This is a genomic window from Sphingomonas sp. SP6 (assembly GCF_058313435.1).
Genome location: NZ_JBZFLG010000003.1, coordinates 210,083 through 230,853, shown reverse-complemented (window position 1 = coordinate 230,853; position 20,771 = coordinate 210,083). Strand labels below are relative to the sequence as shown.

Annotated in this window: 23 protein-coding genes; 15 read left to right on the top strand and 8 right to left on the bottom strand. The window is 70.0% G+C overall.

Annotated elements, in window-relative coordinates:
- Positions 1-90: 90 nt before the first annotated feature.
- Positions 91-984, bottom strand: a complete 894-nt coding sequence (locus tag AC4GYY_RS11295; RefSeq protein WP_491120622.1) for a crotonase/enoyl-CoA hydratase family protein — start codon at positions 982-984, stop codon at positions 91-93.
- A gap of 69 nt (positions 985-1,053) precedes the next feature.
- On the opposite strand from AC4GYY_RS11295, the gene AC4GYY_RS11290 reads away from it, so the two are divergent.
- The 3 genes from AC4GYY_RS11290 (at position 1,054) to AC4GYY_RS11280 (ending at position 4,052) form a co-directional block, all read left to right on the top strand.
- Positions 1,054-1,848, top strand: coding sequence for an enoyl-CoA hydratase/isomerase family protein (locus AC4GYY_RS11290; RefSeq protein WP_491120620.1), 795 nt, complete (start codon positions 1,054-1,056; stop codon positions 1,846-1,848).
- Positions 1,845-2,615, top strand: a complete 771-nt coding sequence (locus AC4GYY_RS11285) for an SDR family NAD(P)-dependent oxidoreductase (protein ID WP_491120619.1) — start codon at positions 1,845-1,847, stop codon at positions 2,613-2,615. The genes AC4GYY_RS11290 and AC4GYY_RS11285 overlap by 4 nt, the downstream gene beginning before the upstream one ends.
- Before the next feature lie 72 nt (positions 2,616-2,687).
- Positions 2,688-4,052: a methyl-accepting chemotaxis protein gene (locus AC4GYY_RS11280; RefSeq protein WP_491120617.1), complete on the top strand. Its 1,365-nt coding sequence runs from the start codon at positions 2,688-2,690 to the stop codon at positions 4,050-4,052.
- A 63-nt stretch (positions 4,053-4,115) separates the two neighbouring features.
- Here AC4GYY_RS11280 and hemA read toward each other — a convergent pair whose 3' ends face one another.
- Positions 4,116-5,354, bottom strand: a complete 1,239-nt coding sequence (gene hemA / locus AC4GYY_RS11275) for a 5-aminolevulinate synthase (protein ID WP_491120616.1) — start codon at positions 5,352-5,354, stop codon at positions 4,116-4,118.
- Positions 5,355-5,438: 84 nt separating this feature from the next.
- Positions 5,439-6,236, bottom strand: a complete 798-nt coding sequence (murI, locus tag AC4GYY_RS11270) for a glutamate racemase (protein WP_491120614.1) — start codon at positions 6,234-6,236, stop codon at positions 5,439-5,441.
- A gap of 86 nt (positions 6,237-6,322) precedes the next feature.
- On the opposite strand from murI, the gene plsY reads away from it, so the two are divergent.
- The 5 genes from plsY (at position 6,323) to topA (ending at position 11,489) form a co-directional block, all read left to right on the top strand.
- Positions 6,323-6,940, top strand: a complete 618-nt coding sequence (gene plsY / locus AC4GYY_RS11265) for a glycerol-3-phosphate 1-O-acyltransferase PlsY (RefSeq protein WP_491120612.1) — start codon at positions 6,323-6,325, stop codon at positions 6,938-6,940.
- Complete coding sequence (gene dprA / locus AC4GYY_RS11260) at positions 6,933-8,030, top strand: DNA-processing protein DprA (RefSeq protein ID WP_491120611.1); 1,098 nt, start codon at positions 6,933-6,935, stop codon at positions 8,028-8,030. The genes plsY and dprA overlap by 8 nt, the downstream gene beginning before the upstream one ends.
- Before the next feature lie 4 nt (positions 8,031-8,034).
- Positions 8,035-8,388, top strand: a complete 354-nt coding sequence (locus AC4GYY_RS11255; RefSeq protein ID WP_491120610.1) for a hypothetical protein — start codon at positions 8,035-8,037, stop codon at positions 8,386-8,388.
- A 58-nt stretch (positions 8,389-8,446) separates the two neighbouring features.
- Positions 8,447-8,824, top strand: a complete 378-nt coding sequence (locus AC4GYY_RS11250) for a DUF4440 domain-containing protein (RefSeq protein WP_491120608.1) — start codon at positions 8,447-8,449, stop codon at positions 8,822-8,824.
- Positions 8,825-8,885: 61 nt separating this feature from the next.
- Positions 8,886-11,489: a type I DNA topoisomerase gene (gene topA / locus AC4GYY_RS11245; protein ID WP_491120607.1), complete on the top strand. Its 2,604-nt coding sequence runs from the start codon at positions 8,886-8,888 to the stop codon at positions 11,487-11,489.
- A gap of 196 nt (positions 11,490-11,685) precedes the next feature.
- Here the strand turns inward: topA and AC4GYY_RS11240 are convergent, their stop codons facing one another.
- Together AC4GYY_RS11240 and panC are read right to left on the bottom strand one after the other, a co-directional pair.
- Positions 11,686-11,982 carry a hypothetical protein gene (locus AC4GYY_RS11240; RefSeq protein WP_491121201.1) on the bottom strand — a complete coding sequence of 99 codons (297 nt, stop codon included), beginning with the start codon at positions 11,980-11,982 and terminating at the stop codon, positions 11,686-11,688.
- A 91-nt stretch (positions 11,983-12,073) separates the two neighbouring features.
- On the bottom strand, positions 12,074-12,910 hold the full coding sequence (panC, locus tag AC4GYY_RS11235; protein ID WP_491121199.1) for a pantoate--beta-alanine ligase: 837 nt from the start codon (positions 12,908-12,910) through the stop codon (positions 12,074-12,076).
- A gap of 76 nt (positions 12,911-12,986) precedes the next feature.
- Between panC and AC4GYY_RS11230 the strand changes: the two genes are divergently transcribed.
- Both AC4GYY_RS11230 and AC4GYY_RS11225 read left to right on the top strand, forming a co-directional pair.
- Entirely contained in the window at positions 12,987-13,790 is an 804-nt protein-coding gene (locus AC4GYY_RS11230) for a division plane positioning ATPase MipZ (RefSeq protein ID WP_491120606.1), read from the top strand.
- Complete coding sequence (locus AC4GYY_RS11225; protein ID WP_491120605.1) at positions 13,787-14,086, top strand: J domain-containing protein; 300 nt, start codon at positions 13,787-13,789, stop codon at positions 14,084-14,086. The genes AC4GYY_RS11230 and AC4GYY_RS11225 overlap by 4 nt, the downstream gene beginning before the upstream one ends.
- Here the strand turns inward: AC4GYY_RS11225 and AC4GYY_RS11220 are convergent.
- Entirely contained in the window at positions 14,053-14,616 is a 564-nt protein-coding gene (locus AC4GYY_RS11220; RefSeq protein WP_491120604.1) for a hypothetical protein, read from the bottom strand. The two genes, AC4GYY_RS11225 and AC4GYY_RS11220, sit on opposite strands and share 34 nt — an antisense overlap.
- Before the next feature lie 42 nt (positions 14,617-14,658).
- On the opposite strand from AC4GYY_RS11220, the gene pgmG reads away from it, so the two are divergent.
- The 5 genes from pgmG to AC4GYY_RS11195 are packed head-to-tail and all read left to right on the top strand — an operon-like array spanning position 14,659 to position 19,888.
- Complete coding sequence (gene pgmG / locus AC4GYY_RS11215; RefSeq protein ID WP_491120603.1) at positions 14,659-16,029, top strand: phosphoglucomutase/phosphomannomutase PgmG; 1,371 nt, start codon at positions 14,659-14,661, stop codon at positions 16,027-16,029.
- A gap of 45 nt (positions 16,030-16,074) precedes the next feature.
- Positions 16,075-16,833 (top strand): exonuclease domain-containing protein, encoded by a 759-nt coding sequence (locus AC4GYY_RS11210; RefSeq protein ID WP_491120602.1) that lies wholly within the window; start codon positions 16,075-16,077, stop codon positions 16,831-16,833.
- Between the two features lie 57 nt (positions 16,834-16,890).
- Positions 16,891-18,423, top strand: coding sequence for a sensor histidine kinase (locus tag AC4GYY_RS11205; protein ID WP_491120601.1), 1,533 nt, complete (start codon positions 16,891-16,893; stop codon positions 18,421-18,423).
- Complete coding sequence (locus AC4GYY_RS11200) at positions 18,420-18,863, top strand: response regulator (RefSeq protein WP_491120600.1); 444 nt, start codon at positions 18,420-18,422, stop codon at positions 18,861-18,863. The genes AC4GYY_RS11205 and AC4GYY_RS11200 overlap by 4 nt, the downstream gene beginning before the upstream one ends.
- Positions 18,863-19,888 (top strand): sensor histidine kinase, encoded by a 1,026-nt coding sequence (locus tag AC4GYY_RS11195; protein WP_491120599.1) that lies wholly within the window; start codon positions 18,863-18,865, stop codon positions 19,886-19,888. Before AC4GYY_RS11200 ends, AC4GYY_RS11195 begins: the two co-directional genes overlap by 1 nt.
- A 3-nt stretch (positions 19,889-19,891) precedes the next feature.
- On the opposite strand, the gene msrA is transcribed toward AC4GYY_RS11195, so the two are convergent.
- Together msrA and AC4GYY_RS11185 are read right to left on the bottom strand one after the other, a co-directional pair.
- Complete coding sequence (gene msrA, locus AC4GYY_RS11190; RefSeq protein ID WP_491120597.1) at positions 19,892-20,554, bottom strand: peptide-methionine (S)-S-oxide reductase MsrA; 663 nt, start codon at positions 20,552-20,554, stop codon at positions 19,892-19,894.
- Positions 20,555-20,586: 32 nt separating this feature from the next.
- Positions 20,587-20,730, bottom strand: coding sequence for a hypothetical protein (locus AC4GYY_RS11185; protein ID WP_491120595.1), 144 nt, complete (start codon positions 20,728-20,730; stop codon positions 20,587-20,589).
- Positions 20,731-20,771 lie beyond the last annotated feature (41 nt).

The following is a 20,771-nucleotide window of genomic DNA, read 5'->3' as shown; positions in this document are numbered from 1 at the left end:
CAGCTTCGGCGCCGCCCGCCAAAGTCGAACGGCTTTCCCGACGCGCGGGAAGGAGCTTCGACTTCGCTCGGCACGGACGGAGGTTGACCCTCACCGATACGCCGGCTCCTCCCACCAGGGATAGAAGTCGGGCATGTCGCTGGAGACCTTGTCGGGATAATTCGGCTGGCGCTTCTCGAGGAAGGAGGTGACCCCTTCCTTCGCGTCGCCCGAACGGCCGCGGGCGAGGATCGCGCGGCTGTCGACGCGGTGCGCGTCCATCGGGTGCTGGAAGCCGAGGCCGTGCCACAGCATCTGGCGGGTCAGCGCGACCGAGACGGGGGCGGTGTTGTCGGCGATCTCGCGGGCGAGCTTGGTCGCCTCCGCGAGGAGCTGGTCGGCGGGAACGACGCGGCTGACGAGGCGGCCGTCCTTCGCCTCGGCGGCGTCGAACACGCGGCCGGAGTAGCACCATTCGAGCGCCTGGGCGATGCCGACGATGCGGGTGAGGAAGAACGACGACGCCGCCTCGGGCACGATCCCGCGCCTGGCGAAGACGAAGCCCATCCGCGCGGTGTCGCTGGCGAGGCGGATGTCCATCGCCAGCGTCATCGTCGAGCCGACGCCGACCGCAGGGCCGTTGATCGCGGCGATCACGGGCTTGAGGCATTGGAAGATGCGCAGCGTCAGCCGCCCGCCGCCGTCGCGGGCTTCCTCCATCTCGTAGCTGAGCGCGACCTTGCCGCCGCCCTTTTCGGGGCGATCAGTGCGGTTGTCGTAGTCGAAGGTCTTGGCGCCCGCCGACAGATCCGCGCCGGCGCAGAAGGCGCGGCCGGCGCCGGTGACGATCACCGCGCGGACGTCGTCGTCGGCGTCGATCCTGTCGAAGGCGTCGATCATCTCCGTCATCATCGTGCCGGTGAAGGCGTTGAGCTTGTCCGGCCGGTTCATGGTGATCGTCGCGATCCCGTCGGCGACCTCGTAGATGATCTGTTCGTAGCTCATGCCCGATCCTCTCGCTTGCTTTCGGGCGGGTCTGCCGTAACAAAGGTTACGGAGCAAGAGGGAGAGGACATGCGCACCACGATCCAGGTGGAGCGGCGCGGCGAGGTCGAGTGGCTGACGCTCGCCCGGCCGGAGCGGCTCAACGCGCTCAACGATGCGATGGTGGAGGAGCTGTCCACCTATTTCCACGAGCTGCGCAAGAACCGCGACGTCCGCGTCGTCGTGATGCGCGGGGCCGGGCGAGCCTATTGCGCCGGACTCGATCTTCAGGAACGCCGGAGCGGCGAGATGGATACGATCGACCGGCTGCGGCATCAGCGCTCGATCGCCGAGATCGTGATGGCGATGCGCTATTGCCCCCAGCCGATCGTCAGCCTGATCCACGGCCCGGCATGCGGTGGCGGGTTCGCGATGGCGCTGGCGAGCGATATCCGCATCGCCGGCGAGAGCGCGCGGATGAATGCGGCCTTCATCCGGATCGGCCTGTCGGCGTGCGATATCGGCGTATCGTATTTCCTGCCGCGGCTGGTGGGGGCGAGCGTTGCGGCGGAGTTCCTGCTGACCGGCGATTTCATCACTGCCGAGCGGGCGCTCCAGACGGGGCTGGTGAGCCGGGTGGTGCCGGACGACCAGATGGAGGCGGCGGCCGCGCCGCTGATCGAGTCGATGCTCACGACCTCGCCGATGGGGCTGCGGTTGACCAAGGAGGCGCTACGCATGGCGATCGACGCGCCGAGCCTGGAGGCGGCGGTGGCGATGGAGGATCGCAACCAGATCCTGTGCGCGACCTCGCCCGATTTCGGCGAGGGGATCGCGGCCTTCTTCGAGAAGCGGCCGCCGGATTATTCGAGGAGCAAGGCATGAGCGGACTGGATGGGCGCGTCGCGCTGGTGACGGGCGGCGGGCGCGGGATCGGACGCGCGATCGCGATCCGGCTGGCGAAGGACGGCGCGACGGTGGCGGTCAACTATCGCCGCGACGCCGACGCCGCGGCGGAGACGGTTGCGGCGATCGAGGCGGCGGGCGGCGCCGCCAAGGCCTATGGCGCCTCGGTCGACCGGGTCGAGGAGTGCGCCGCGATGGTCGAGGCGGTCGTCGCGGACTTCGGCGGGGTCGACATCCTGGTCAACAACGCCGGGATCGCGAGCCGCGGGCTCTCGGTCGCCGACACCGAGCCGGCCGAGCTGGAGCGGGTGGTGCGCACGCATGCGCTGGCGCCGCACTGGCTGTCGAAGTTCGTGCTGCCGTCGATGCGCGCGCGGGCGAAGGACGGCGGGCGGGGCGACATCGTCTTCATCTCGAGCGTCGCCACGCTCTACGACGCGGCGTTCGGCGCGCCGTACAACATGGGCAAGGCGGCGGCGGAGTCGCTGGCGCGGACCCTGTCGAAGGAGGAGCGGGCGAACGGCATCCGTGTCAACATCGTCGCGCCCGGGCTGACCGTCACCGACATGGGCGAGCGGCTGGCGAAGGCGACCCGCGGCGTGGCGGATATCCACGAACTCGCGGCCCAATCGCCGTTTGGGCGGGTCTCGACGCCCGACGATGTGGCGAACGCGGTGGCGTGGTTCGTGTCGGCCGAAGCCGACTATGTGACGGGGCAGAAGGTCAACCTGCACGGAGGCGGGTGAGCGCGCATCGGCGCAGGCTTAAGCCGGAGTTAGCGATGCTAAGTCCATATCCGGGTCGACAGCAAGGCGCCGATGCTCGTGAACGACTTAGAGACATTGCCCGAACCCGAACGCACCGCTCGCTCCCTCGATCTGGAGGAGCGCATGAGGCTCTTCCGGATCGGTCCCGAAGAGTGCGCTGTGGCACGCAAGATCTGGGAGATCCTGGAGCCCGAGATCACCTCGGTCGCGCTCGAGCATTGGCAGCACTGGCGGCGCTTTCGACAGTCGGTCCAGTTCGGCGACGAGCTCGAGGAAGAACGGCTCATCCGGGCCGGCATCGCGTATCTTCGTAACCGCTTTCTCGCGCCGGATCGGATCGATTGGGCGCTCTCCGCCGAGCGGACCGTCCGGGGCGCATTCGTCGACGACGTGCCATTGACGGCGATCATCGCGATGACCTCTGCCGGCGCATCCTTGTCCCTCGAGATCCTGGGCCGCAGATACGAATGCTCCAAGGAGGAGCGGCACCGGATCAACGACGTGTTCACGCGCTTCCGCTCGTTCGAATGCGACGTCTATTTCTCGATCTATACTCAGTATCTCGAGCATCGCGCATTCAAGCAGCGCGAGGGGCTGGGACGGGCGTTCGACATCGACGTCGCAGGATCGTTGTCCCTGGCGAGTCGCGATGGGGCGGAACTGGAGGAGAAGGCCCATGCCGCGGCGAACATCACCCGAGGCTCGCTGCTGAAGGCGAGCGAGGTGGCGGCGACCGCCGAGCAATCCGCCATGGCCATGTGCGAAGCGGCGAGCACCGCCGAGGGCCTGATCCGTGCGATCGAGGAAGCCCGCACCGAAGTGCAGGCCTCGGCCGCGATCGCCAGTCGCGCGGCAGAGCAGGCCGGCGCTTCGGTGCAGCAATCCGAGCAGCTTCGGGAACAGGCGACCTCCATCGAGTCCATCCTCGCGCTCATCCGCGGGATCGCTTCGCAGACGAACCTGCTGGCGCTCAATGCCACGATCGAGGCCGCGCGCGCGGGCGACGCCGGGCGTGGCTTCGGCGTGGTCGCCCAGGAGGTGAAGAGCCTTGCCGGTCAGACCTCGCGCGCGGTGGACGACATCGCAGGCAAGATCGCCACGATCCAGTCCGCGACCGAATATACCGTCGCGGCCAACGCCACCATCCGGCGTACCGTTCAGGAAGTGGAGCAGAGCGGCGACCGCCTGCGGATGGCGATGGACAGTCAGTTCGAAACCGTGCGCACGATCACCAGTGCGGTCCGGGACACCGCGCATGCCGCGGATGCCATGTCGGGCACGCTCGTGGCGATCCGCGAGGATACGGTCGTTGTCGCCGCCGAGATCGAAGAAGTGTTGCGTGCCGCCTCCAGCGTGCTCGAACGCTTCGCCGACGTCACCCAACGCGCCAGCACCTTCGTCGCTCAGGTCGCCTGAACCAGAATCATCGTCGCCGCCACGCGGACCGTCGGTCCCCGGCTCTTCGCCGCGCGAAGCACCTCAGGCCGCCAGCCGGATCTCCAGCCGGTCCCAGATCTCCATCAGCGCCTCGACCAGTTCGCGCATCATCGCGGGCGTGTGCGCCGGACCCGGCGTGAAGCGCAACCGCTCGGTCCCGCGGGGGACGGTCGGGTAGTTGATCGGCTGGACGTACACCCCGTACTCGGCGAGCAGGATGTCGCTGATCCGCTTGGCCTTGACGGGGTCGCCGACCATCACCGGAACGATGTGGGTGTCACCGATCATCACCGGCAGGCCCGCGTCGGCCATCATCGCCTTGAGCGTCGCGGCGGCGGCCTGCTGGCCTTCGCGCTCGGCGCTCGACGCTTTCAGGTGGCGGACGCTCGCGAGCACGCCGGCGACGAGCACCGGGGAGAGCGAGGTCGTGAAGATGAAGCCCGGCGCATAGGAGCGGATCACGTCGATGATCATGCGGTCGGCGGCGATATAGCCGCCCATGACGCCGAACGCCTTGCCGAGCGTGCCTTCGATGATCGTCAGCCGGTCGGCCAGACCTTCGCGCTCGCTGATGCCGCCGCCGCGCGGGCCGTACATGCCCACGGCATGGACCTCGTCGAGATAGGTCAGCGCGTTATACTGGTCGGCGAGGTCGCAGATCGCGGCGATGGGCGCGACGTCGCCCTCCATCGAATAGACGCTCTCGAACGCGATCAGCTTCGGCGTCGCGGGATCGTCGGCGGCGAGCAGTTCCTCGAGATGCGCGACGTCGTTGTGGCGGAAGACGCGCTTCTCGCAGCCCGAATTGCGGATCCCTGCGATCATCGAGGCGTGGTTGAGGTCGTCCGAATAGATGATGCAGCCCGGCAGCACCTTGGCGAGCGTCGCCAGCGTCGCCTCGTTCGAGACGTAGCCGCTGGTGAAGAGCAGCGCGCCCTCCTTGCCGTGGAGGTCGGCGAGCTCGTGCTCGAGATCGACATGATAGTGGGTGTTACCGCCGATGTTGCGGGTGCCGCCCGATCCCGCGCCGACGTCGTGGAGCGCCTCCTCCATCGCCGCGATGACCTTCGGATGCTGGCCCATCGCGAGATAGTCGTTCGAGCACCAGACCGTGATCGGCTTGGGCCCGTTATGTCCCGCGAAGCAGCGCGCGTTGGGGTAGGACCCCTTGTTGCGGAGGATGTCGATGAAGACGCGGTAGCGCCCTTCGGCGTGCAGCCGATCGATCGCCTGGGTGAAGACGCGGCCGTAATCGACCGCGGGCGCGTGTCCCTCGCTCATGCGGCGCGACTTAACGCCGGGGCGCCTGCCTTTCCAGCGAGAAACGCGGATCCGGGCTTGGACAAATTGTCCCGACGGCGGCGATCACAGCATCTCGGCCGGGGCGAAGCCGCGCCCGGCGAGCGTCGTCGCGATCGTCCGCTCGCGCTCGCCCAGCCTCGTGAAGACGAGCCGCCCAGGCGAGGGCGAGTCGGGCCAGTCCTGGCTCTGGGTGAGGAATGCGATGCGGCGCGCGATACCGGGGCCGCCGTCGACGAAGCGGACGCCGGGGGGAGCGGCAGCGGTCAGCTCGGCCTCGAGCAGCGGAAAGTGGGTGCAGGCGTTGACGATCACGTCGATCCGGTCGCCGCCGGGCTGCCGCAAGAGGCGGTCGAGTTCGGCGCGGACGCGCTCCGCGTCGGGCGTTTCGCCGGCGAGCTTGGCCTCGGCGATCTCGACCAGCGCCGCCGAACCGTGGCGCAGCACCGCGCAGTCGGCGGCGAAGCGCGCGGCGAGGTCGTCGACATAGGGCTGCCGCACGGTCGCGGCGGTGCCGAGCACACCGATCGCGCGGGTTTGGCTCAGTTCGGCGGCGGGCTTGATCGCGGGGACGGTGCCGACGACGGGCAGGTCGAGCGCGGCGCGGACGTGGGCGAGCGCGATCGTCGAGGCGGTGTTGCACGCGATCACCGCAAGCCGCGGGCGATAGCGTTCGACGAGGCGGCCGAGCAGCGCCGGGACGCGGGCGGCGATCTCCGCCTCGCTGCGCGTTCCATAGGGGAATCCCGCCGAGTCGGCGGCATAAACGACGGGCGCGTTCGGGAGCAGCGCCAGCGTCGGCGCGACCACGGAGAGGCCGCCGACGCCCGAATCGAAGAACAGGATCGGGCGCGGATCGGGCATTTGGGTGCGGTACCGTGTCGTGAAGCAACGACGCCTGAGGTAGCGCTCCGCTCGACGATCCGCTAGAAGCGGGCCAAAGGGGGAACATGTCGCCGCAGATCATCTGGATACCGCCGACGCTCGCGCTGGCGGTCGGCTATCTGCTCGGGTCGATCCCGTTCGGGGTGTTGCTGACGCGCTGGGGCGGGGCGGGGGACCTGCGCGCGATCGGATCGGGCAACATCGGCGCGACCAACGTGCTGCGCACCGGCCGTAAGGGGCTGGCGGCGGCGACGCTGCTGCTCGATATGCTCAAGGGCGCGGCGGCGGTGCTGCTGGTCGAGCGGCTGTTCCCGGGGAACGCGGCGCTGGCGGCGGCAGGCGCGTTCGTCGGGCATTGCTATCCCGTGTGGCTGCGGTTCCGCGGCGGCAAGGGGGTGGCGACGCTGATGGGGATCGTGCTCGCGCTCCATTGGCCGCTCGGGCTCGTCTATGCAGTCGTCTGGCTGGGGCTGCTCGCCGCCATGCGCATTTCGTCGGTGGCGGGGATGGCGGCAGCGGTGAGCGCGCCGGTCGCGGCGGCGGCGTTCGCGCGGTTCGACCTCGTGCCGCTGCTGATCGCGCTGGCGCTGATCGTGGTGTGGAAGCACCGAGCGAACCTCGAACGGCTGCTGGGCGGGACCGAGCCGCGGATCGGCGCCAAGGACCCGGTCGGGCGTGGCTGACGCCGACCCGTACGCGGGCGGTGCGCTCGATCGGCTGCGGCTGATCCGGACACCCGGGGTCGGGCCGGTCACCTTTCGCCAGCTGATCGCGCGCTTCGGCAGCGCGGCGGCGGCCATCGAGGGGTTGCCGATGCTCGCCAGGCGAGGCGGCGGCGCGGCGCCGCGCGTGCCGGAGCCGGGCGAGATCCGGCGCGAGATGGCACGGACGGCGAAGGCGGGCGCACGGTATCTCTTTCTCGACGACGTCGACTACCCGCCCTTGCTCGCCGAGCTCGAGAATGCGCCGGTGGTCCTGACGCTGCGCGGCGAGCCGGCGCTGCTGCGCGGCTCGACGGTGGCGATGGTCGGCGCGCGCAACGCCTCCGCCGCGGCGTGCCGCTTCGCGCGCGAGTTGGCGCATGGGTTGGCGCAGGCGGGAGCGACGGTCGTCTCCGGGCTGGCGCGCGGGATCGACACCGCGGCGCATGTCGGCGCGCTGCCCCGGACGGTCGGGGTGATCGCGGGCGGCGTCGACGTCGTCTATCCGCCCGAGAACGCCGAATTGCAGGAGCGGATCGCCAGCGAGGGCTTGCTGATCGCCGAGATGCCGCCCGGGACCGAGCCGCGCGCGCGGCACTTTCCCTATCGCAACCGGATCATCGCCGGGCTCGCGCTGGGGACGGTGGTGGTCGAGGCGGTGGTCAAGTCCGGTTCGCTGATCACCGCGCGGCTGGCGGGAGAGGCCGGGCGCGAGGTGATGGCGGTGCCGGGCAGCCCGCTCGACCCGCGCGCGCAAGGAGGCAACGGGCTGATCCGTGACGGCGCGACGTTGGTCCAGTCCGCCGCCGACATCCTGGAGCAGGTCCGCCCGATCGACGCGCGCGCGGTCCGGATGCCGGCGGCCCGGTTCGAGGGCGCGCCGGCCGCCGACGCGGACGACCGTGCGCGGCGGCGGATCGCGGAGTTGCTGGGGGCGGTGCCGGTCTCGGTCGACGAGCTGATCCGTCAGTCGGGCGCGGAGCCGGCGGTGGTGGCGACGGTGCTGCTCGAACTCGAGCTCGCCGGGCGGATCGAGCGCCATGCCGGCGCGCGCGTGAGCATGACGGGGTGAGCGGATGACCGAGCCTGGGTGGATCGCATGGTGGTATCGCGGAGCGGCGGTCTATGGCCTGATCGTGTTGCTGCCGCTCTACCTGGTCCCGCCGATCGCGGGGGCGGAGGCGACGACCTACGGCTTCGTGGGCGTGGCGGCGGCGTTCCAGCTCGCCTTCTGGGTGATCGGCGGCGACCCGGTCCGCTACCGCGCGCTGATGCCGGTTACCGTCGTCGAGAAGCTGGTGTTCGCCGTTCCGGTCGCGCTGCTCTACGCGGCGGGCAAGGTCCCGGCGATGGTCCTGCTGTTCGGGACGATCGACCTGCTGCTGGGGATCGGCTTCTTCCTCGCCTGGCGAACGACGCCGCGGGATTGACGCGGAACCGCCGGTCGCTTCTGCGCGCTTGCCTCCCTCATTCGTCGGGAGCCGTGACATGGAAGACAGCCGCATCTGGGCGTTCGAGGAGAGCCTCTGGACCGAGGGCCGGGAGAATTATCAGGCCAAGATCGCCGATGAGGCGCTGCTGGTGCTGCCCCAGCCGCCTTACGTGTACGCGGGCCAGGCCGCGGTCGATGCGGTGAGCGACACGCCGCGGTGGGAGTCGGTGACCTTCTCCGACCAGCAGGTGATGCGACCGCACGAAGGACTGATCGTGATCGCCTATCGCGCCGAGGCGGCCAATGGCGACGAGCGCTACGAGGCGCATTGCACCACCACGATGCACCGGCTGGCGCATGACGACTGGCGGGTGGTCCAGCACCAGCAGACGCCGCCGCTGATCGCGAGCGTCGCGCTCGACGCGGACGCTTGACGCCGCCCCCGCCGGGCCTTCACCCTCGCGCGTACACGTGAAGCCCCCTAGTTAGGCGCCAATGCAGCTCGTCATCGTCGAATCGCCGGCCAAGGCCAAGACCATCGAAAAGTATCTGGGCGGGGACTACCGCGTCCTTGCCTCGTACGGCCATGTCCGGGACCTGCCGCCCAAGGACGGCAGCGTGAACCCCGACGACGGCTTCGCGATGGAATGGGAGAATTACGCCGACAAGGCCAAGCAGCTCAAGGCGATCGCCGACCTGTCGAAGACCGCCGACCGGCTGATCCTGGCGACCGACCCCGACCGCGAGGGTGAGGCGATCAGCTGGCACGTCCAGGAAGTGCTGAGGAAGCGCAAGGCGCTTCCGAAGGATGTCCAGCGCGTCACCTTCAACGCGATCACCAAGGCGGCGGTGACGACCGCGATGGGGAATCCCCGCGCGCTCGACGAGGATCTGATCGATGCGTACCGGGCACGCCGCGCGCTCGACTATCTGGTCGGGTTCACGCTGTCGCCGGTGCTGTGGAGGAAGCTCCCCGGCGCCAAGTCGGCGGGGCGGGTGCAGTCGGTGGCGCTCAGGCTGATCGTCGAGCGCGAGCGCGAGATCGAGGCGTTCCGGGCGCAGGAATATTGGTCGGTCACGGCGCGGCTCGAGCAAGACGGGACGCCGTTCGCGGCGCGGCTGGTGCAGTGGGAGGGCAGGAAGCTCGACCGGCTTTCGATCGGGAACGAGGGCGACGCGCTCAAGGCCAAGGCGGCGGTCGAGGAAGGCCGCTTCTCCGTCCAGTCGGTCGAGACGCGGCCTGCCACGCGCAATCCGCCGCCGCCGTTCACGACCTCGACGTTGCAGCAGGAGGCGTCGCGCAAGCTCGGCTTCTCGGCCGATCACACGATGCGGATCGCGCAGCAGCTCTACGAGGACGGCGCGATCACCTATATGCGGACGGATGGGGTCCAGATGGACGGCAGCGCCATCTCGGCCGCGCGCAAGGCGGTCGCGGATCGCTACGACGCCAGCTACGTGCCCGACAAGCCGCGCCAGTATCAGACCAAGGCCAAGAACGCGCAGGAAGCGCACGAGGCGATCCGGCCGACCGACTTCGGGCGCGACAAGATCGGCAGCGGCGATCACGCGCGCCTCTACGACCTCGTCTGGAAGCGAGCGCTCGCCAGCCAGATGGCGTCGGCGCGGATGGAGCGGACGACGGTGGACCTCGCCGACGGCACCGGGCGCAACGTGCTGCGCGCGACGGGCCAAGTGGTGCTCTTCCCCGGCTACCTCGCTTTGTACGAGGAAGGGACCGACGAGGAGGCCGAAGACGCCAAGCGCCTGCCGCGGGTGCGCGAGGGCGATGCGCCGGCGAAGCTCGGGGTCGACGCCGAGCAGCATTTCACCCAGCCGCCGCCGCGCTTCTCCGAGGCGACCTTGGTCAAGCGGATGGAGGAGCTGGGGATCGGTCGCCCGTCGACCTATGCCTCGATCATCAAGACGCTCAAGGATCGTGCCTACGTCCGCATCGAGAAGAACCGCTTCTTCGCCGAGGAGAGCGGGCGGCTGGTGACGGCGTTCCTCGAGCGGTTCTTCGAGAAATATGTCGGTTACGACTACACCGCCGAGCTCGAGGAGGAACTGGACGACGTCTCGGGCGGCCGCGCCGAGTGGCGCCGCGTGCTCGAGGCGTTCTGGCGCGACTTCAAGCCGCGCACCGCGGAGGTCATGGAGCAGAAGCCGAGCGAGGTCACCGCCGAGCTCGACACCTTCCTCGCGCCCTACCTCTTCCCCGATCGGGCCGACGGGGCCGATCCGCGGCTGTGCCCGAACTGCCAGGTGGGCAAGCTGGCGCTGCGCGGCGGCAAGTTCGGCGCCTTCATCGCCTGTTCGAACTATCCCGAGTGCAAGTACACGCGGCGGTTCGCGCAGGCGGGCGGCGAGGCGGCGGAGGACACCGGGCCGGAAGGGTTGGGGAAGGATCCGGCGACGGGCCTCGAGGTCGAGCGCAAGTCCGGGCGGTTCGGCCCGTACATCCAGCTGGGCGAGGGCGGGGACGCCAAACGCGCGTCGATTCCCAAGGATGCGGGCGAGCTGACCCTGGAGCTGGCGCTCAAGCTCTTGAGTCTGCCGCGAACCATCGGCGTGCATCCCGAAACGGGCGAGCCGATCGAGGCGGCGATCGGGCGCTACGGGCCGTATCTGAAGCATGCGGGCAAGTACGCACGGCTGCAATCGACCGCCGAGGTGTTCGAGACGGGGATGAACGCCGCCGTGGTCAAGCTCGCCGAGGCGGCAGCGGGCGGCGGGCGGCCGCAGCGCGGCGCGGCGCGCGAGCCGTTGAAGGTCCTGGGCGCGCATCCGCGCACCGAGGCCGAACTGAAGCTGATGGAGGGGCGCTACGGCCCCTACGTCACCGACGGCACGACCAACGCGACGCTGCCCAAGACGATCGCGCCCGACGCGCTGACGCTGGAGGAAGCCGCGCAACTGATCGACGATCGCGCGGCGGCGGCGCCGGCGGGGAAGGCGAAGAAGAAGGCTTCGACGAAGAAGACCGCGCCGGCGAAGGCGGCGGCGACAAAGGCCCCCGCGAAGAAGGCGGCGGCGAAGAAGCCGGCGACGAAGACCTCGCCCGCGGCCAGGAAGGTGGCGACGGTTAGCGCCGCATAGATGCGGAGCCTTCGGTCGGGACCCGCGCCAGGTCAGCGGCAGCCGCGAGCTTGGGGGTGACGGCCGCGGCGCAGAGCGTCAGGGCCAGTCCCGCCAGTCCGGTCGTCAGTCGTGCCCGAATCGTCTCTCTCCTTTCGCGCCCCGGCTAGGGCGGAGGAGGGCGGGCGTCATCGACGCCGCGACGGAGATGCGACGATCAGGCGGCGCGGCGCTGGGTAGAGCGCAGGAACGCGCGCGCGGCGCCCTGGGCGGTCGCGATCTCGCGCGCGGTCATGTCGTCGGCGATCTCGCCGCGCGCGGCCTGGGCTGCGGCATGGCCCGCGACCGCGGCGAGATTGAACCATTTGTGCGCCTCGATCAGGTCGTAGTCCGCCCCGCCGGTCGCGGTCGAGTAGAATACGCCCAGGTCGTAGCACGCCCCCGTGTCGCCGCGCATGGCGTCACCGATTCGCGATTCGAGCAGGAATCGCGCGCTTCTCAGGCTATTGCCCATCATCGCCCCCTCATTGCGATCCCCTCCGAGGGGAACCGATCGGAGCTTGTGACGCGATTCGTGTAGCGAAATGGTTAATGCGGAGCCCCGCTCATCCCACCGCGAGATTGTCGATCAACCGGGTCGAGCCCATCCGCGCCGCCGCGAGCAGGCGGCGGGGGCGGTCGGCGGCGGGGGCAAGCTCGAGCGTCTCTGCGTCGACCAGGCTGACATAGTCCACCGCGAACCCCGCGGCGTTGAGGGCGGCGTGGGCCTGGGCGATCGCAACCTCCGGATCGTCGCCGCGCGCGATCGCCTGCGCGGCGATCCCGAGCGCGCGGGGCAGCGCGACCGCGCGGGCGCGCTCGTCCGGATCGAGATAGACGTTGCGTGACGAGAGGGCGAGCCCGTCGTCGTCGCGCTGGGTGGGAACGCCGATCACCTCGATCCCCATGTCGAGATCGGTCGCCATGCGGCGCACGACCTGGAGCTGCTGATAATCCTTCTCGCCGAAATAGGCGCAATCGGCGCGTACCTGGTTGAAGAGCTTGGCGACGACGGTGGCGACGCCGTCGAAATGGCCGGGACGGGCCGCGCCGTCATGCTTGTCGCCGATCCCCGAGACGCTGACCTTGGTGGCGAAACCGGCCGGATACATCTCGTCGACGGTCGGCAGCCAGGCCAAGTCGCAGCCCGCCTCGGTTAGCATCTTGAGGTCGGCCTGCTCCTTGCGTGGGTAGCGCGACAGGTCCTCGTTCGGGCCGAACTGAGTCGGGTTGACGAAGATCGAGGTGACGATCCGGGTGCGGGGCCGCTTCGCCGCCTCGACGAGCGCGATGTGCCCGGCGTGGAGCGCGCCCATGGTCGGAACCAGCGCAACGCGCTGCCCTTCCGCTCGCCACGCCGTCACGGCGTCGCGCAACGCGCTCAATTCGCGAACGATCTGCAACGCCAAGCCCCTCGTATCCCCCGAGCCGCACCCTTATGGAGGGGGGAGAGCCGGATCAACACAGGACCGATGCAAAGTGAATCAGCGTGTCCCGCATGTCATCGTCTTCGCCAACGAGAAGGGCGGCACGGGCAAGTCGACGACCGCGGTCCACGTCGCGATCGCGCTGGCGAGCAAGGGCGCGCAGGTCGCGTGCATCGACCTCGACCACCGCCAGCGCACGATGGGGCGCTATCTCGACAATCGCGCCGCGACCGCCAAGCGCACGGGGGCCGAGCTCGCGATCCCGCGTCACGCGACCGGCGACGGTCAGGCGGACGGCAATTTCGCCGAGCTGTTCCACGAGCTCGGCCACGGCGCGGACTTCCTGGTGATCGATACGCCGGGGCGCGACGACGCCTCCGCGCGCACCGCGGCGGCGCTGTCGAACACGCTCGTGACGCCGATGAACGACAGTTTCGTCGACTTCGACCTGATCGGGCAGGTCGATCCCGACACCTACAAGGTCACGCGCCCCAGCTTCTATTCGGAGATGATCTGGAACGCGCGCAAGGCCCGCGCCGCGGCCGATGGGACGACGATCGACTGGGTGGTGCTGAGAAACCGCCTCCAGCATATCGAGGCGCGCAACATGCGGCGGGTGTCGGAGGCGCTGGACCAGCTGGCCAAGCGAGTCGGCTTCCGCATCATCCCCGGCCTGGGCGAGCGCGTGATCTACCGCGAGCTGTTCCCGTCGGGACTCACCATGCTCGACACCAAGGAGTTCGGCGCGATGGGCCTCTCCCACGTCGCCGCGCGGCAGGAGCTGCGCGAGATGATGGCGGGGCTGGCGCTGCCCGATGCCGCCGCCGCAGCGCAGCCGCCGTTGCTCGTCGCGTGATCGGCAAGTTCCTCATCGCGCTGCTGGTCGCCTATCTCGGCTGGCGGCTGTGGCGCGGACCGTCGCGCGCCGTGACGCGCGCGGCGGCGGTGAGGGGCGACGAGCTGGCGAACGCGCGCGCGGCGCTGGGCGTCGGGGCGGCGGCGGACGAGGCGGAGATCCGCGCCGCGCACCGGCGGCTGGTAGCGGACGCGCATCCCGACCGCGGCGGGACGGACGAGGCGGCGCGGCGGCTGAACGCCGCGCGGGATCTGCTGCTCGCTCACCTCAGCGTCGCGAACAGCAGCGCGATATAAGCGGCGACGATGGCCGCGGTCAGGACCGCGACCGCCTCGTGGAGCCAGGGACGCCGGCTGAGCGCGGCCAACACCCCGAACGTCCCGAACGTCAGGTGGAAGGCGAGGTTCTCCCCGTCCGGAAACCGCCCGTCGATCGCCAGATCCTTGAACACGCTGGCGAGCAGCATGGCCACCGTCACCAGGAAGAAGGGCCGGGACTCGTGGAAATAATGCGCGCGCAGGTCGACCGCCTCGGCCGTCGCGAAGTCCGGGAGGACCAGCGCTGCGAGCATGTAGAGTAGGGTCGTCTGGAGCAGCAGCATCCCGAAGCCGGCGAAGGTCCACTCCCGGTGGTCCGCCAGACCGAAGCTCGCCCACCAGGATTGCGTCGCGAAGACGAGGATGAGCCCGCACCAGACGATGGTCGGCCAGTACAGCCGCACGCGCCTCCGCGACAGCAGCAGTCCCCGCACGCCCTGGAGCACCTGGGTGATCGCCAGACCCAGAATGATCGACAGCAGCACCGAGAGGTAGGAGAAGGCGTCCATGGCGGGCGTTCATCCCGCGGAGTGCGGGGGAAAGGCAAGGGCTTGGGGTTCGAGATCGATCGGCGGGTGTTGCGCGAGTACGATGTTCGCGGCGTCGTCGGACAGGGTATCGATGGGCGAGCGGCGCATGCGATCGGGCGCGCTTTCGCGACGCGGGTGCGCGCGATCGGCGGCCGGCGCGTCGCGGTGGGCCGGGACGGGCGCCTGTCGTCGCCGATGCTCGAAGCCGCGCTGGTCGAGGGACTGTGCGCGAGCGGAATCGACGTCGTGCGGCTGGGCGTCGGACCGTCGCCGATGCTCTATTGGGCGGAGGCAGAACTGGCGGTCGACGCGGGCGTCCAGGTGACCGGGAGCCACAATCCCAAGGATCAGAACGGGTTCAAGCTGGTGCTAGGGTCACGCGCCTTCTTCGGCGACGATGTTCAGGACCTCGCCCGGATCGCGTCGAGCGGAGCGTGGGCCGCGGGGGCGGGATCGGTCGAGGACGCCGACGTGCTCGACGCCTATGTCGGGCATCTGCTGTCGGGATCGGCGCGCGGGGCGTACCGGATCGCGTGGGACGCGGGGAACGGCGCGGCGGGACCCGCGGTCGAGCGGCTGGCGGCGCGGCTGCCGGGTGAGCATCGGCTCCTCCACACTGCGGTCGACGGAGACTTCCCGAACCATCATCCCGATCCGACCGAGGAGGCGAACCTCGCCGACCTCGCACGATGCGTGGTCGAGGAAGGCCTCGACTTCGGCGTCGCGTTCGACGGCGACGGCGACCGGATCGGCGCGGTCGACGGGCGCGGGCGAACGGTATGGGGCGACCAGATCCTCGCGCTGCTCGCCGCGCCGCTGCTCGCCGAGCATCCTGGCGCGGCGATCGTCGCCGACGTCAAGGCCAGCCAGGCGCTGTTCGATCGGATCGCGGAGCTCGGCGGGCGCGCGCTGATGTGGAAGAGCGGGCACAGCAACATCAAGACCCGGATGCGCGAGGCGGGCGCGCCGCTCGGCGGGGAAATGAGCGGCCACATCTTCTTCGGCCCGCCCGAGGGGCGCGGCTACGACGACGCGCTCTACGCCGCGGTGCGGCTGATCCGGGCGGTCGATCTGTCCGGGCGGTCGCTCGCCGAGCTGGTCGACGCGCTGCCGCACTATGTCGCGACGCCCGAGCTGCGGTTCGCGGTGGAATCGGGACGGCGCGAGGACGTGGTCGGCGAGGTGCTGGGGCGGCTGCGCGTGGAGGGGGCCGACATCGACACGACCGACGGCGTGCGCGTGCGCGAGGCCGACGGCTGGTGGCTGCTGCGCGCGTCGAACACGCAGGATATGCTCACCGCCCGGGCGGAAGGGCGCGACGAGGCCGCGCGCGACCGGCTGGTCGCACGGATCGACGCGCAGCTGGCGGCGAGCGGCGTGGCGCGCCGATGACCGCCCTGGGATGACACGCACGCGCGATGCCCCCACATGGCCGTGATGCGCTCCCTTCCCAGCATCGTCCGCGTCATCGACCTCGAGACCACGGGCTCGCCCCCGCCCGCCCACGGCGTGTGCGAGATCGGGTGGCAGGACGTGGCGCTGGGCGAGGACGGCCGCTGGGAGCTGTACGGGGAGGGCGGGAACCTGCTGGTCAATCCCGGTCGGCCGATGCCGCCGGTCACCCAGGCCGTGCATCACATCCGTGACGAGGACGTGGCGGACGCGCCGTGGTGGCACGATGTCGCCAGGCGCGTGCTCGACCCCTATCCGCGCCGCGTCGCGCTCGCCGCGCACCGCGCCTCCTTCGAGGAGATGTTCTGCACTCCGGCGATGACCCACGGCGCCAAGTGGATCTGCACCTGGAAGTGCGCGCTGCGGCTGTGGCCCGATTCGCCCAGCTTCTCGAACCAGGTGCTGCGCTATTGGCGCAAGCCCGCGGGGCTGGAGCACGAGCGCGGGCTGCCCGCGCACCGCGCGTTCCCCGACGCCTATGTCACCGCCTTCCACCTGCGCGATCAGCTGAACGAGGCGAGCGTGGCGCAGCTGCTGGAATGGTCGGGCACGCCGGCGCTGTTGCCGCGCGTCCGCTTCGGCGTGGACCGCGGCAAGCCCTGGAACGAGATCGAGCAGGAGAGCCTGGTCAAGTTCCTGACCGATCGCGACGAGGACGTGCGCTTCACCGCCGAGACCGAGCTCGCACGTCGGCGCGGCGGCGGACATGTCGGGCGGATGACGGCGCAAGAGCTGCTGCTTTGACGACGGTCGGGGCGAGCGCGCTGGCGCATCGGCCCGTTCGCGCCTAGACGCTTCGGCGTGGCACGAACGGGGGACACGAGCGGCGTCGGCGCGGGCGTCGCGCTGATCGCACGCGAGGGGCGGATCGGCCGGGCCTTGCTCGTGCTGATGGCGGTCGGGTTCGCCGCGCTGATCGCGGCGGGGGTCGCCGCCGCCTGGGTGACCGGGCAGAACCAGGTCCATGCCGGCTGGGTGGCGCACACCTATGAGGTCGAGCTGGCGATCGGCGATGCGCGGCGGCTGCTCGAACAGGCGGAGACGACGCGCCGTGGCTATATGCTGACGCCGGGGTACGAGGGCTTCCGGACCGCGAGCGAGCAGGCCGATCGCGACTATGTCGCCGTTCGTCGGCGGCTTGGCATGCTGACTAGCGACAATCCGGCGCAGGGCGCGAACCTGGCGACGCTCGACGCGCAGGTCCGCGTCGTCCGCGCGGTGCGCGCGGCGGCGATCGCGCAGGTCGCGGCGGGCCGGGGGCAGGCGGCGGTCGAGGCATTCCGCCGCGAGACGAGCCTGCGGCGAATGGCGCATGTCCGCGCATTGTTCGACCGGATGCGCGACGCCGAGCGTCGCCTGCTGGTGGAACGCGACGGCGATCTGCAACGCAGCGTCCGGCTGTTCTACACGGTGTCGGTCGTCGCCGGCGTACTGCTGCTGCTGGTCGCGTTCGTGACGCTCCTGACGGTGCTGCGCTACACGCGCGACCTGGCGACGTCGCGCGACATCCTCCAGCAGCTGAACGACAGCCTGGAGGAGATCGTCGCCGATCGGACCGCGGACCTCACGCGCGCCAATGAGGAGATTCAACGCTTCGCCTATATCGTCAGCCACGACCTGCGCTCGCCGCTGGTCAACGTCATGGGGTTCACCGCCGAGCTCGACGCTGCGGCCGGGGAAATCCGCGCGCTGATCGATCGGGCCGAGCGGCAGGCTCCCGACATTCTGACCGAGGACGCGACGCTCGCCGCGCGCGAGGATCTGCCGGAGGCGATCGGCTTCATCCGCACCTCGACGCAGAAGATGGACCGGCTGATCAACGCGATCCTCCAGCTGTCGCGGCAGGGCCGACGGGTGCTGGCGCCCGAGCCGGTCAAGGTCGAGGCGGTGGTCGACGGGATCCGCGGCTCGCTGCAGCACCGGCTCGACGACGAGGGCGCGACGGTCGAGATCAAGGGCGCGCTGCCCGAGATCGTCTCCGACCGGCTCGCGATCGAGCAGATCCTGTCGAACCTGATCGAGAATGCGGTGAAATACCGTCATCCCGAGCGGCCGGTGCGGGTGACGATCACGGGCGGGCGCGAGGGGGCGCGCGCCTGGATCGCGGTGTCCGACAACGGCCGCGGCATCGACCCGCGCGATCACGAGCGGGTCTTCGACCTGTTCCGCCGGTCCGGCCAACAGGACCAACCGGGCGAGGGGATCGGCCTCGCCCACGTCCGCGCGCTCGCCTATCGGCTCGGCGGGACGATCGACCTGCGCTCCACACTTGGCGAGGGCGCCACCTTCCGCCTATCGCTTCCCGCGACGCTCCTTCAGGAACCCTCCCGATGAACACCCACCAGTCCGTCAGCATCGTCATGATCGAGGACGACGAGGGCCATGCCCGGCTGATCGAGAAGAACATCCGCCGCGCGGGCATCCTCAACCACATCAAGCATTTCACCGACGGCGGGACCGCGCTCGACTATCTGTTCAACGCCGAGGACGGTCCGCAGCGCAACGGTCCGGCGCTGGTGCTGCTCGACCTCAACCTGCCCGACATGAGCGGGACCGACATCCTGGCGAAGATCAAGAGCGGCGACGGCCCGATCAGGCGGACCCCGGTCGTCGTGCTGACCACGACCGACGACAGCCGCGAGATCCAGCGCTGCTACGATTTGGGCGCCAACGTCTACATCACCAAGCCCGTCAATTACGAGAGCTTCGCCCAGGCGATCCGCCAGCTGGGACTGTTCCTGTCGGTGATCCAGGTCCCCGATCTGGGCGACTGATGGCGCGGATCCTCTACATCGACGATGACGCCGGGCTGCGCCGGCTCGCTGCGCGCGCGCTCGCGCGCCGCGGGCATGAGGTCGTGACCGCCGACGGCGGTGCGGAGGGCGTCGCGATGGCCGCGGCGGACCGCTTCGACATCGCCGCGGTCGATCATTACATGCCGGGGATGGACGGGCTGGAGTGCCTCCATCGGCTGCGTGCGCTGCCGGACGCCCCCGGTATCGTCTACGTCACCGGATCGGAGGAGGGCCGCATCGCCATCGCGGCGCTGCGCGCGGGGGCCGCCGACTATGTGGTCAAGACCGTGGGCGACGACTTCTTCGATCTGCTCGACGCCGCGTTCGCGGGGGTGCTGGAGCGGGCCGAGCTGGCGCGGCAGAAGGCGGCGGCGGAAGACGAACTGCGCGCATCGAACGCGCGGCTTGAGGCGCTGCTGGCGGAGGTCAACCACCGCGTCGCCAACTCGCTCCAGATCGTCTCGGCGATGGTGCGGATGCAGGCGGCCGCGCTGAGCGACTCCGCCGCCAAAAGCGCGCTCGACGACACGCAGCGCCGGATCACCGCTATCGCGCAGGTTCACCGCCGCCTGTATTCGGGGGGCGACGTCGAGAGCGTCGACATGCAGGAATATCTCACGACGCTGGTCGACGAACTGGAGGACACGTGGTCCTCGGACGCGCTGCCGCGAACCCTGACGCTGGTCGCCGAGCCGATCCGTCTGCCGACCGACCGAGCGGTGTCGCTCGGCGTGATCGTCACCGAGCTGGTCTCGAACGCCTGCAAATACGCCTATCCCCGGACGAGCGGCGAGGTCCGCGTCACGCTCCATCGCGAGGGCGACGACGTCTTCCTGCTGGCGGTCGAGGACGATGGTGTTGGCTTGTCGGGCGAGGTCGCGCCCGGCGGCACGGGCATCGGCACCAAGCTGATCCGCGCGATGGCGCAGAGCCTGCACTCCGTCGTCGAATACGACCCCGCGCACCGGGGGACGCGAGCGACGCTGAAGGCCGCGGTGCGTTAGTGCCTATCCCCGTTTCGCCAGCGCCGGGAACGCCGCCTTGAACGCCGCCACCTTGGGCTTGTCCCACATCACGATATACGGGTGCGTCGGATTGCGATCGTAGAAATCCTGGTGGTCGGCGGCGGCGGGGAAGAAGCCGCCGGTCTCCAGCCGCGTCGCGATCAGCCTGGGATAGGCGTGGGCGCGGGTGAGCTGGGCGATGTACGCGGCCGCGACCGCCCGTTGGGCGGGTGACTGCGGGAAGATCGCCGAGCGATAGCTGGGGCCGCTGTCCGGGCCCTGGCGGTTCACCTGGGTGGGGTCATGCGCGATGGAGAAATAGACGCGCAAGAGCGTCCCGTAGCTGACCTGACGCGGGTCATAAACGATGCGGATCGCCTCGGCATGGCGGGTGCGCTCGCTCGAGACGTCGGCGTAATTGGCGGTCGCGGCGTCGCCCCCCGCGAAGCCCGAGGTGACCGCACGGACGCCCTTCACCCGCTCGAACACCGCCTCCATGCCCCAATAGCAGCCGCCGGCCAGCACGGCGACCTGCGGCGCCGCGGCGGCGGGGACGTCGCGCGCGGGGGCCGGGATCGGCACCGCGCGCTCGGCATGCGCAAAGGCCGTTGGGAGGGCGAGGGCCAGCGCAGCGACGGCACTGGTGGCGAGGAGCGGACGGATCATGCGCCCGGATATGGGCGCGCGTCGCTGAACCGCTACTGAAGCGTCGCGTGCGCAGCAGACGGCGCGGCCGCATACGAATCCGACTGGGCCGGGTGGAACGCGACCAGACCGATCGCGCCCAGCACGAACCCGCCGGCGAACTGCCACACGAAGCTGGTCTTGAGCAGGCGGATCATACTGGGTCCTTGGTCGCTGTCGGTTGTCATCGATTAGAGAG

What these genes read in the sequence shown, in the direction of transcription:
- AC4GYY_RS11295 (WP_491120622.1), bottom strand. Translation starts at nt 984, where the DNA reads ATGAGCTACGAACAGATCATCTACGAGGTCGCCGACGGGATCGCGACG.
- topA (WP_491120607.1), top strand. Translation starts at nt 8,886, where the DNA reads ATGCAGCTCGTCATCGTCGAATCGCCGGCCAAGGCCAAGACCATCGAA.
- murI (WP_491120614.1), bottom strand. Translation starts at nt 6,236, where the DNA reads ATGCCCGATCCGCGCCCGATCCTGTTCTTCGATTCGGGCGTCGGCGGC.
- msrA (WP_491120597.1), bottom strand. Translation starts at nt 20,554, where the DNA reads ATGATCCGTCCGCTCCTCGCCACCAGTGCCGTCGCTGCGCTGGCCCTC.
- AC4GYY_RS11280 (WP_491120617.1), top strand. Translation starts at nt 2,688, where the DNA reads ATGCTCGTGAACGACTTAGAGACATTGCCCGAACCCGAACGCACCGCT.
- hemA (WP_491120616.1), bottom strand. Translation starts at nt 5,354, where the DNA reads ATGAGCGAGGGACACGCGCCCGCGGTCGATTACGGCCGCGTCTTCACC.
- AC4GYY_RS11210 (WP_491120602.1), top strand. Translation starts at nt 16,075, where the DNA reads ATGCGCTCCCTTCCCAGCATCGTCCGCGTCATCGACCTCGAGACCACG.
- AC4GYY_RS11285 (WP_491120619.1), top strand. Translation starts at nt 1,845, where the DNA reads ATGAGCGGACTGGATGGGCGCGTCGCGCTGGTGACGGGCGGCGGGCGC.
- AC4GYY_RS11185 (WP_491120595.1), bottom strand. Translation starts at nt 20,730, where the DNA reads ATGATCCGCCTGCTCAAGACCAGCTTCGTGTGGCAGTTCGCCGGCGGG.
- plsY (WP_491120612.1), top strand. Translation starts at nt 6,323, where the DNA reads ATGTCGCCGCAGATCATCTGGATACCGCCGACGCTCGCGCTGGCGGTC.
- AC4GYY_RS11195 (WP_491120599.1), top strand. Translation starts at nt 18,863, where the DNA reads ATGGCGCGGATCCTCTACATCGACGATGACGCCGGGCTGCGCCGGCTC.
- AC4GYY_RS11220 (WP_491120604.1), bottom strand. Translation starts at nt 14,616, where the DNA reads ATGGACGCCTTCTCCTACCTCTCGGTGCTGCTGTCGATCATTCTGGGT.
- AC4GYY_RS11250 (WP_491120608.1), top strand. Translation starts at nt 8,447, where the DNA reads ATGGAAGACAGCCGCATCTGGGCGTTCGAGGAGAGCCTCTGGACCGAG.
- AC4GYY_RS11240 (WP_491121201.1), bottom strand. Translation starts at nt 11,982, where the DNA reads ATGGGCAATAGCCTGAGAAGCGCGCGATTCCTGCTCGAATCGCGAATC.
- AC4GYY_RS11200 (WP_491120600.1), top strand. Translation starts at nt 18,420, where the DNA reads ATGAACACCCACCAGTCCGTCAGCATCGTCATGATCGAGGACGACGAG.
- AC4GYY_RS11255 (WP_491120610.1), top strand. Translation starts at nt 8,035, where the DNA reads ATGACCGAGCCTGGGTGGATCGCATGGTGGTATCGCGGAGCGGCGGTC.
- AC4GYY_RS11290 (WP_491120620.1), top strand. Translation starts at nt 1,054, where the DNA reads ATGCGCACCACGATCCAGGTGGAGCGGCGCGGCGAGGTCGAGTGGCTG.